The 8516-nt window shown below is 72.7% G+C and carries 8 protein-coding genes; 5 read left to right on the top strand and 3 right to left on the bottom strand.

Annotated elements, in window-relative coordinates:
• On the top strand, nt 1–558 hold a 558-nt coding region (locus AB0G02_RS22155), incomplete at its 5' end, for a substrate-binding domain-containing protein (RefSeq protein ID WP_360797370.1).
• Nucleotides 559–568: 10 nt separating this feature from the next.
• Here the strand turns inward: AB0G02_RS22155 and AB0G02_RS22150 are convergent.
• The 3 genes from AB0G02_RS22150 to AB0G02_RS22140 all read right to left on the bottom strand — a co-directional run bounded on the left by AB0G02_RS22150 (nt 569) and on the right by AB0G02_RS22140 (nt 4197).
• On the bottom strand, nt 569–1714 hold the full coding sequence (locus AB0G02_RS22150; RefSeq protein WP_360797368.1) for a hypothetical protein: 1146 nt from the start codon (nt 1712–1714) through the stop codon (nt 569–571).
• On the bottom strand, nt 1711–2034 hold the full coding sequence (locus AB0G02_RS22145; RefSeq protein ID WP_360797366.1) for a PadR family transcriptional regulator: 324 nt from the start codon (nt 2032–2034) through the stop codon (nt 1711–1713). The genes AB0G02_RS22150 and AB0G02_RS22145 overlap by 4 nt, the downstream gene beginning before the upstream one ends.
• Nucleotides 2035–2145: 111 nt before the next feature.
• Nucleotides 2146–4197 carry a beta-galactosidase gene (locus AB0G02_RS22140; protein WP_360797365.1) on the bottom strand — a complete coding sequence of 684 codons (2052 nt, stop codon included), beginning with the start codon at nt 4195–4197 and terminating at the stop codon, nt 2146–2148.
• A 168-nt stretch (nt 4198–4365) separates the two neighbouring features.
• On the opposite strand from AB0G02_RS22140, the gene AB0G02_RS22135 reads away from it, so the two are divergent.
• Genes AB0G02_RS22135 through AB0G02_RS22120 form a run of 4 tightly spaced genes read left to right on the top strand, consistent with a single transcriptional unit; the run spans nt 4366 to nt 8494 of the window.
• On the top strand, nt 4366–5652 hold the full coding sequence (locus AB0G02_RS22135; RefSeq protein WP_360797363.1) for an extracellular solute-binding protein: 1287 nt from the start codon (nt 4366–4368) through the stop codon (nt 5650–5652).
• 4 nt (nt 5653–5656) lie between these two features.
• Nucleotides 5657–6586 carry a sugar ABC transporter permease gene (locus AB0G02_RS22130; protein ID WP_360797361.1) on the top strand — a complete coding sequence of 310 codons (930 nt, stop codon included), beginning with the start codon at nt 5657–5659 and terminating at the stop codon, nt 6584–6586.
• Nucleotides 6583–7464: a carbohydrate ABC transporter permease gene (locus tag AB0G02_RS22125; protein ID WP_360797359.1), complete on the top strand. Its 882-nt coding sequence runs from the start codon at nt 6583–6585 to the stop codon at nt 7462–7464. Before AB0G02_RS22130 ends, AB0G02_RS22125 begins: the two co-directional genes overlap by 4 nt.
• A 7-nt stretch (nt 7465–7471) precedes the next feature.
• Nucleotides 7472–8494: a LacI family DNA-binding transcriptional regulator gene (locus AB0G02_RS22120; RefSeq protein ID WP_360797357.1), complete on the top strand. Its 1023-nt coding sequence runs from the start codon at nt 7472–7474 to the stop codon at nt 8492–8494.
• Nucleotides 8495–8516 lie beyond the last annotated feature (22 nt).

Genomic DNA, 8516 nt, shown 5'->3' with positions numbered 1-8516 from the left:
GCCGCGCGGGACCTGCTCAGCGTCGCCGCCACGAACCGCGCGGGCGGGGTGACGGCGGTGCGGCACCTGTTGTCGCTCGGGCACCGGCGGATCGGCGTGGTCGGCGGCCCGCGTGACGTGCTGTGCAGCCGCGCCCGCCTGGACGGCTACCGCTTCGCCCACGACCGCGCCGGCCTCGCGGTGGACCCCGCGCTGGTGCGGCACGCGGACTTCAGCCGGGAGGGCGGTCGCCGGGAGGCGGTCGAGCTGCTGCGGCTGCCCGACCGTCCCACGGCGGTGTTCGCGGCCAACGACGAGCAGGCCCTCGGCGTCGTGGAGGCGGCCCGCGCGGCCGGGCTGTCGGTGCCCGGTGACCTGAGCGTCGTCGGCTTCGACGACCTGCCGGCGGCCCGCTGGTCCGCGCCCGCGCTCACCACCGTCCGCCAGCCCCTCGCGGCGATGGGCAGGCGGGCCGGGTGGATGCTGGCCGACCTGATCGCGGGCCGCCCACCCGCGACCGACCGGGTCGAGCTGGCCACCGAGCTCGTCGTCCGCTCCTCGACGGCCCGGGTGGCCTGAACCCGCCCCGTCAGCCGGTGGTCGTGACCACCGTGGGCGCGGACGGCACGACGGACGACGGGGTCGCCGGCGGTGCGGTGGTGGTGGGGACCGCGGTGGAGGTGCCGGACGGGGACGTGCCGGACGGTGCCGTGGTGGTCGGCACGGTCGGCATGACGACGGTGAACGGGACGCCGCCCTCCTCGTGGCAGCCCTGCTCGTCGTGCACGACCCGGGGACGCGGGTAGCGGTTGTCGTCGCGGTCCCGGCCCGTGCAGCCGTACCACGACGAGTCGAGCGGGCGGCCGTCCTCGTCGTAGAGGTAGACGTCGGTCAGCGGCTTGCCGTCCTTGTCGAACACGTAGATGTTGTCGGACGCCGGCGGCCCGTTGTAGGTGGACACCGCGGTCGAGCTGACCGGGTAGTGGTCGAACCGCGTCGCCAGCGTGCCGAAGATGAACAGCAGCATGCCGAGGGCGAAGGCGGTCGCGGGCAGGCTGACCCACAGCCACCGGCGGTCGGTCTTGGCCTTCACGCCGGCCGGCAGCGACAGCAGGGCGAGCGCGATGGCCAGCAGCACCACGGGCGGCAGCCGGTACATCAGCACCAGGCCGCCCGCCCCGATCAGCAGCGCGCGGGCGATCCACCACACCGGCTGGAAGATGCGCAGGGTCGCCAGGGCCTTCTGCACGTCGGGCGGTTGCACCCGCGCCAGCGCGTCGGTGATCGCGATCGTCTCCGGCAGCGCCGCGACCTCCGCGAGCAGGCCCTTCTGCCGGAACACCAGCACGGCGGCGACCGTCGCGCACAGGCCGACGAGCAGCGTCAGCTCCTCCACCTCGCCGCGCGAGACCGCGAAGCCGAACGCCATGACCACGCCCGCCACGAGGCTCCACAGCGTGAACCGCGCGACCAGCGACGACCGGCCGGACGCCGGGGCGGAGGGGGTGGGGTAGCCGGCGGCGGCGCGCAGCTCGTCCGCGTACGCCCGCGGCGTGCCCAGCCGGTCGGTCAGGGCGGCGAGCGTGAACTCGTCGCCCATCTCCTCCGCGACCTCGACCACGTGCGCGCCGGCGTCGTCCACGATCTCGGCGACCTCGGCGGCGGGCAGGTCGGACAGCGCCTCGCGCATGGCGTCCAGGTAGTGCTGCACCTCGGTGTTGGTCTGCGTGTTCATGCGCCCTCCCCCAACAGGTCGTCCAACGCCTGCGCGAACGACTTCCAGGTCTTGCCGGACTCGACCAGCCGCTCGCGGCCCGGTTCGTTGAGGCTGTAGTACTTGCGGTGCGGTCCCTCTTCGCTGGGCACGACGTACGACGTGAGCAGCCCGGCGTTGTAGAGCCGGCGCAGGGTGCCGTAGACCGACGCGTCACCGACGCCGTCCAAGCCTCCCTGGCGGAGTCTGCGCAGCACGTCGTAGCCGTACCCGTCGTCCTTGCGGAGCACCGCGAGGACGGCGAGGTCCAGCACCCCCTTGAGCAGTTGACTGGTGTCCATGGCTCTCCCCGGTGGTGTGCGATGAATGCTACTACGGATTGCGCAGTACCGTGGACGAAGGGGTAGTGCGGGTGGTGGCGCGCTCGCGCCGCGTTCCGCCAAGCGGACCGGTCAGGTCCTGAGCACGGCCGCGCCGCCCGCGGGCACGCGCAGCCCGGACTCGCACTCCCGCCCGGTGAGCAGCTCGGTGCCGGAGGCGGGCAGCCGCACCTCGGCGTCGGTGTGGTTGAGCACGAACAGGTAGTCGGCGCCCGCGCCGCGGCGGCGCACCACCTCCACGTCGCGAGGCAGGTCGTCGCGCACCTCGACGCCCGCGTCCGGGTAGACCTCGCGCAGCACGTCGTCCAGCGCCGCGCCGCGCAGCCGGGTCGAGACGTACCAGGCGGTGCCCGCGCCGAGCCGGTGCCGCGTGACCGCCGGACCACCGGCCGCCGGGCCGTCCACGTAGTCGCGCACGCTCTCCGCGCCGGACAGGCGCAGGTGCTCGGCCCACACGTCACCGCGCAGACCGCCGTCCAGCGCCACCTCCTCGCCCTGGCGCAGCGGCAGGAACTCCTCGACCTCCAGGCCGAGCACGTCGCGCAGCGCGCCGGGGTGACCGCCGGGGTGCACGGCGTCGTTGGCGTCGACGATGCCCGAGAAGTAGGAGACGACGAGCGTGCCGCCGTCGACCACGTAGTCGTGCAGCACCTTCGCCGCCGCCTCCGTCGCCAGGTACAGCGACGGCACGACGACCAGCGGGTACGCGCCCAGGTCCGCTCCCGGCGCGACGAAGTCGACGGTGAGCCGGGCGTCCCACAACCGCTCGTAGAACGCGCCGACGCGTTCCCGGTAGGACAGGTCCACCGACGGCCGCCAGTCCAGCTCCAGCGCCCACCACGACTCCCAGTCCCACAGCACGGCCACGTCGGAGCGCACCAGGCTGCCGCGCACCTCGTGCAGCGCGCCGAGGTCGCCGCCCAGCCGCACGACCTCCTGCCACAGCCTGCTGCGCGTGCCGGAGTGCGGCAGCATCGCGGAGTGGAACTTCTCCGCGCCGAAGCGGGAAGCGCGCCACTGGAAGAACATCACCGCGTCCGCGCCGCGCGCCACGTGCGTCAGGCTGTTGCGGCGCATCTCGCCCGGCCGCTTGGCGATGTTGCGCGGCTGCCAGTTCACCGCGCCGGTCGAGTGCTCCATGAGCATCCACGGCCGCCCGCCCGCCACCGCGCGGGTCAGGTCCGCCGACATGGCCAGGTCGATGTGGTTGCGGTCGGCCTCGGCGGTCAGGTAGTGGTCGTTGGCCACCACGTCGACCTCGCGGCCCCAGCGCCAGTAGTCGATCGACTTGCAGTTGGTGGTCATGAAGTTGGTGGTGATCGGCACGGCCGAGTGCTGCCGCAGGACGTCCCGCTCGGCGGTGTAGCAGGCCAGCAGCTCGTCCGAGCAGAACCGGGCGAAGTCCAGCTCGTGCGCCGGGTTGCCGGTGGTGCCGGACGCGCGCGGCGGCTCGACCTCGGCCCACTCGCCGTAGCGCTGGCCCCAGAAGCTGGTGCCCCAGGCCGCGTTCAGCGCGTCGAGGTCGCCGTGCCGGGCGCGCAGCCAGCGCCGGAACGCGGCGGCCGACTCGGGGCAGTAGCACGCGCCGACCGGTGCGCCGTACTCGTTGTGCACGTGCCAGAGCGCCACGGCCGGGTGGTCGCCGTACCGCGCGCCGAGCCGCCGGGTGATGGCCGCGGCGGCCTGCCGGTAGGCGGGCGCGCTGGGGCAGAACGTCGCCCGCGACCCGCGTTCCAGCTCGACCCCGTCCCGGGTGACCGGCCTGATCTCCGGGTGGGCGCGGTAGAGCCAGGCCGGCGGCACCACCGTCGGCGTGGCCAGGTTGACCGCGATGCCCGCGCCGTGCAGCAGGTCGAGCAGCCGGTCCAGCCAGCCGAAGTCGAACTCGCCGGGCCGCGGCTCCAGCAGCGCCCACGCGTGGATCGCGACGCTGATCAGGTTGACCCCGGCCTCCCGCATCAGCTCGACGTCCTCGACCCACACGTGCTCGGGCCACTGCTCGGGGTTGTAGTCCCCGCCGTAGACGAGCCCGTCCACACCCACCGGCATCCGGGGCGCGGAGGGGTCCCCCGCGACCTGCCCGTCGACCTGCGCGTCGGTCCGGCTGGGCACCACGAACGTCATGAACACTCCAGTGGCTGTGAACGTGCACGGTCTGATCGCAGAGTACGGCCCAGATAAAAGCGGGTGTCAAGTAGTTGACAGGCTCAACCGTGGTCCAACTACTGTGCACGTTCACAGCGCGGTTCTCGCTGGCAGCGGCGTCAGCGACGCGGAACCCCCGGAGACCTCATGCGACTCGACATCGCGAAGAAGGCCCTGGCAGTCGGACTCGGCCTCGCCCTGCTCGCCGGCTGCGGCGGTGGCGGCGAGCAGGCCGCCGACGGCCCGGTCGAACTGTCCTTCTGGGCCTGGGCGCCCGACATCGACAAGGTCGTCGACAAGTGGAACGCGGGCCACCCGGACGCCAAGGTCGTGGTCAGCAAGCAGGCCCAGGGCGACGACCTGGTCACCAAGCTCCTCACCAGCGCGAAGGGCGGCAACCCGCCCGACCTCGCGCAGGTGGAGTACCAGGCGCTGCCCACCCTGGTCAGCAACGACGTGCTGGCCGACATCTCCGGGGGCGCCGCGGCGGTGAAGGACCGGTTCGCGCCGGGCATCTGGGACCAGGTGACGCTGGGCGGCGCCGGTGTCTACGCCGTGCCGCAGGACTCCGGCCCGATGATGTTCTACTACCGCGCCGACCTGTTCGCGCAGTACGGCCTGAAGGTGCCGACGACGTGGGACGAGTACGCGCAGACCGCCCGAGACCTGCGGGCCGAGGCGCCGGACAAGTTCCTCGGCACGTTCTCGTCCAACGACCCGGGCTGGTTCGCGGGCCTCGTGCAGCAGGCGGGCGGCTCGTGGTGGTCGGTCGACGGCGAGGCGTGGAAGGTCTCCGTCGACGACGCCGCCACCCGCAAGGTCGCCCGGTACTGGAGCGGCCTGGTCGCGGAGGGCGCGGTCGACAAGTCCCCGATGTACACGCCGGAGTGGAACAAGGCGCTCAACGACGGCACGCAGGTCGGGTGGCTCAGCGCGGTGTGGGCGCCGGGCGTGCTGAAGGGCAACGCGGAGAGCACGGCGGGCAAGTGGGCGATGGCCCCGATGCCGCAGTGGGACGCCGCCGAGCCGCGCACCGGCAACTGGGGCGGCTCGACCACGGCGGTGACCGCCGGGTCGAAGAAGCAGAAGGCGGCGACCGAGTTCGCGGTCTGGCTGAACACCGACCCGGCCGCCGTGGAGGCCCTGGTGACCGTGAGCGGCATCTACCCGGCCGCCACCTCGGCGCAGGAGGCGCAGTCCCGGCCGCCCGCGTTCTTCCCGAACCAGCCGGACTTCTACGCGCAGGCCGCGAAGATCGCCGCCACGTCGTCGGGCTTCACCTGGGGACCGAACGTCAACGTCACCTACACCGCGTACAAGAACGCGATGGGCGAGGCGATCAGCGGCGGCGCGGACCTGGTGCCCGCGCTGGCGAAGATGCAGAGCGCCACCGTGGACGACATGAAGGCCAACGGCTTCACCGTCGGCGGCTGAGCTCGTGACGTCGACACGCGTGGCCGGGCGGGGTGGTGCGGCGCCGAAGGTGGCGCCGTACGCCTTCGTCGCCCCGGCGGTGGTGCTGTTCCTGCTGGTGTTCGCGCTGCCGATCGCCTACACCGTGTACCTGAGCCTGTTCCGCACCGAGGTCAGGGGGCTGGGCCTGGGCAGGGGCAGCCGCTCCGAGGTGTTCGTCGGGCTGGACAACTACCGGCGCGCGCTCACCGACCCCGAGCTCGGCGCGGGCGCGTTGCGGGTGCTCGGCTACGGCGCGATCCTCGTGCCGACCATGCTGGGCCTGGCCCTGGTGTTCGCGCTGCTGCTGGACGAGGACCGGGTGCGCGCCCGCGGGTTCGGCCGGATCTCGATCTTCCTGCCGTACGCGGTCCCGAGCGTCATCGCGTCGCTGCTGTGGGGGTTCCTGTACCTGCCGGGCACCAGCCCGTTCAACCAGGCGCTCCGGCAGCTGTCGCTGCCCGACGTCGACCTGCTGTCCCCGACCGGGATCTACTTCGCGCTGGCCAACATCGCGGTGTGGGGCGGGGTCGGCTACAACATGGTCGTCCTCTACACCGCGCTGCGGTCGATCCCGCGCGACCTGTACGAGGCGGCCCGGATCGACGGCTGCACGCCGTGGCAGGTCGCGACCCGCGTCAAGATCCCGCTGCTGGCGCCCGCGCTCGTGCTGACGTCGCTGTTCTCGATCATCGCGACGCTCCAGGTGTTCGCCGAGCCGACCACCCTGGCCCCGCTGACCAACTCGCTCTCGCTCACCTGGACCCCGTTGATGAAGGTCTACCAGGACGCGTTCGGCCGCGGTGACCTCTACTCCGCCGCCGCCACGTCGGTGCTGATCGCCGCGGTGATGTTCGTGATCTCGTTCGGGCTGCTGCGGCTGACCCGCTCGCGGGCGTTCGGGGGTGAGCGGTGAGCGCCGTGCCGGTCCGGGTCGCGACGCCCGCGCGGGCGCGCTCGGTGGTGGCCGCGCTGGGGGCGTTCCCGACGTTCGTGCTGCTGCTCGGCGCGGCGTACTGCCTGTTCCCGGTGGCGTGGGTGCTCGTCGCGGCGACCAAGAGCAGCGGCGAGCTGTTCTCCACCACGACGTTCTCGCTCGGCACGTCGCTGCCGGCGAACCTCGCGGAGCTGGGCGGCTACCGCGGCGGCGTGTTCTGGCGGTGGCTGGCGAACTCCGCGCTGTACGCCGGGGTGGGCGCGCTGCTGTCCGCCGCGTTGTCCGGCGTCACCGGGTACGCGCTGGCCAAGTACGCCTTCCGGGGCCGGGCGCTGATCTTCAACGCGTTGATCGCGGGCGTGCTGGTGCCCGCCGTGGTGCTGGCCATCCCGCAGTACCTGCTGATGTCGAAGGTCGGCCTGACCGACACCTACCTGTCCGTGCTGCTGCCGAGCGTGGTCAGCCCGTACGGCATCTACCTGGCCCGCGTCTACGCCGCCGCGGCCGTGCCCGAGGACGTGGTCGAGGCGGCCCGCACCGACGGCGCGGGCGAGGCGCGCATCCTCGGCTCCATCGCGCTGCCGATGATGGTCCCGGGCCTGGTCACCGTGTTCCTGTTCCAGTTCGTGTCGATCTGGAACAACTTCATGCTGCCCTACATCATGCTCGGCGACGACGGGAAGTTCCCGGTCACGCTCGGCCTGTACACGATGCTCAAGCAGGGCAACACCACGCCCGCGCTGTACACGTTGGTCGTCACCGGCTCGCTGGTGTCGGTCCTGCCCTTGATCGCGCTGTTCCTCACCTTGCAGCGATACTGGCGCATCGACTTGCTCTCCGGAGCGGTGAAAGCATGAGGGAGTCATGAGCGTCGAGCGCAGCAGGGCGGCGCGGAACCGGCCGACCATCCACGACGTCGCGGCTGCCGCCGGGGTGTCGCGGGGCACGGTGTCGCGCGCGCTGAACGGCGGCCGCAACGTCAGCCCCGGCGCGCTGGAGGCCGTGCTGAAGGCCGTGCGGACCACCGGGTACGTCGCCAACCCGGCCGCCCGCAGCCTCGTCACGCAGCGGGCGCACTCGGTGGCCTTCGTGCTCACCGAACCGCAGCAGCGGCTGTTCGAGGACCCGAACTTCAGCATCCTGCTCCAGGGCTGCACGCAGGAGCTGGCCGAGCTGGACGTGCCCGTGCTGCTCATGACCGCCAGCACCGAGGTGGAGCGCAAGCGCACGAGCCGGTTCATCGCCGCCGGTCACGTCGACGGCGTGCTGCTCGTGTCGTCGCACACCGGCAACCCGCTGATCCACGACCTGCACGACTCGGGCGTCCCGGTGGTCGCCTGCGGCAAGCCGCTCGGGTACGAGGGCCGCGTCGCCTACGCGGCGGCCGACGACCGGTCCGGCGCGCGGTTGATGGTCGAGCACCTGCGGTCGCGCGGCAGGCGGCGGATCGCCACCATCACCGGTCCGCCGGACACCCCCGGCGGCGTCGAGCGGCTGGCCGGGTACCGGGACGTGCTGGGCGACGAGGCCACGCCGGACCTGATCGCGCACGGCGACTACAGCCGCGTGGGAGGCGAGGCCGCGATGGCGTCGTTGCTGTCGCGGTCGCCGGACCTGGACGCGGTGTTCGTCGCGTCGGACCTGATGGCCGCGGGGGCGCTGAACGTGCTGCACGACTCGGGTCGGCGCGTGCCCGAGGACGTCGCCGTGGGCGGGTTCGACGACTCCAGCATCGCGACCTCCACCCGGCCCGCGCTGACCACCGTGCGCCAGCCGTTCCAGCGCATCACCCGCGAGATGGTGCGGCTGCTGCTGGAGCAGATCGCGGGCGAACCGCCGGCCGCCGCGATCCTGCCGACCGAGCTGGTGGTGCGCGCCTCGACGTGAGAGCGGGTGCTCCACGTCGAGG

The sequence above is a fragment of the Actinosynnema sp. NPDC023658 genome (genome assembly GCF_040639995.1).
In the GTDB taxonomy this organism is placed as follows: Bacteria; Actinomycetota; Actinomycetes; order Mycobacteriales; family Pseudonocardiaceae; genus Actinosynnema.
The sequence above is the reverse complement of the archived record's forward strand: the minus strand, read 5'-3'. Positions and strand labels throughout refer to the sequence as shown.